This window comes from Sphingobium sp. (genome assembly GCF_049304695.1).
GTDB lineage: Bacteria > Pseudomonadota > Alphaproteobacteria > Sphingomonadales > Sphingomonadaceae > Sphingobium.
On sequence record NZ_JBAQOK010000094.1, the window covers coordinates 1 to 1,700 of the forward strand.

General features: G+C 56.5%; 2 protein-coding genes. Both read left to right on the forward strand.

Going from position 1 to position 1,700, the window contains the following annotated elements:
• A partial coding sequence (gene accB / locus WA070_RS19170; protein WP_422635513.1) for an acetyl-CoA carboxylase biotin carboxyl carrier protein occupies positions 1 to 466 on the forward strand: 466 nt, incomplete at its 5' end.
• Positions 467 to 525: 59 nt separating this feature from the next.
• On the forward strand, positions 526 to 1,700 hold a 1,175-nt coding region (accC, locus tag WA070_RS19175; RefSeq protein ID WP_422635514.1), incomplete at its 3' end, for an acetyl-CoA carboxylase biotin carboxylase subunit.

Consider the following 1,700-nt stretch of genomic DNA (forward strand, 5'->3'; position numbering starts at 1 on the left):
CTGTGAGGAGATAAAAATGGATCTACGCAAACTGAAGACACTGATTGAACTCGTTGAGAACTCGGGCATCGCTGAACTGGAATTGACCGAAGGTGAAGAGCATGTGCGTATCTCACGCATGAGCTCAGTTTCCGCTCCCGCCATGCAACATCACTACGCCGCTGCGCCAATTGCGGCACCGGCTGCCGCGCCTGCTGTTGCCGCCGCACCTGCTGCCCCAGCCGCACCTGAAGGCCACATCGTAAAATCACCAATGGTGGGTAGTTTCTACCGCGCAGCCTCTCCCGGCGCCAAATCATTCGTCGATGTCGGTTCGACCGTGAATGCAGGTGACACCATCTGCATCATCGAAGCGATGAAGTTGTTGAACGAGATCGAGGCGGACAAGGGTGGCGTGATCAAGGCTATCTTGGTCGAGAACGGCCAAGCCGTCGAATTCGGCCAACCACTGTTCATCATCGGTTAAGCATCATGGCCGTCTTCGAACGTAAACCCAAAACACCCGCTCCGCCGGAGACCCCGATCATGTTTGAAAAGATCCTTATCGCCAATCGCGGCGAGATCGCGCTACGTATCCAGCGCGCTTGCCGCGAAATGGGCATCAAGACAGTTGCTGTCCACTCTGAAGCAGATGCAGACGCCAAGTATGTGAAGTTGGCGGACGAATCCGTCTGTATCGGGCCCGCAAGTTCCAGCCTGAGCTACCTCAATGTCCCCGCCATCATCAGCGCCGCTGAGGTGACCGATGCGCAAGCCATCCACCCCGGCTATGGATTCTTGTCCGAGAACGCAGACTTCTCCGAACGCGTAGAGAAATCCGGCTTCGTCTTCATCGGCCCGCGTGCCGAGACGATTCGCCTTATGGGCGACAAAGTCTCCGCCAAGAGCGCCATGAAAAAAGCGGGCGTGCCCTGTGTACCCGGCGTCGAAGGTGCTTTGCCAGACGATCCCGCTGAGATCATCAAGACTGCTCGCTTCATCGGTTACCCAGTCATCATCAAAGCCTCCGGTGGCGGTGGCGGACGCGGTATGCGCGTGGTGCACACTGAAGCTGCATTGCTCAATGCGGTGACCATGACAAGGACCGAGGCTCAAGCCGCCTTCAACAATCCCATGGTGTACATGGAGAAGTTCTTGGAGAACCCGCGTCACATCGAGATCCAGATCCTAGCCGACCAACATGGCAATGCCGTGTACTTGGGCGAGCGCGATTGCTCTATGCAACGTCGTCACCAAAAGATCATCGAAGAAGCGCCTGCCTACCACCTTAATCCAAAGTTGCGCGACAAAATCGGCGAACGCTGTGCTGAGGCCTGTCGCAAGATCGGCTATCGCGGTGCAGGTACGTTCGAGTTCTTGTTTGAGAACGGCGAGTTCTATTTCATCGAGATGAACACCCGCGTGCAAGTAGAGCACCCCGTGTCCGAGATGATCACCGGCATCGACATCGTGCAACAACAGATCCGCATCGCTGCGGGTGAGAAGTTGCCGTTCCGCCAAAAAGACATCCAGTTCCGTGGACATGCTATCGAGTGCCGCATCAATGCCGAGCATCCCTACACGTTCGTGCCATCGCCGGGTCGTATCACCAACTGGCACGTCCCCGGAGGCCCTGGCATCCGCGTCGATTCCCATGTTTATAACAACTACTTCATCCCGCCTCACTACGATTCCATGATCGGCAAGGTGATCGCCTATGG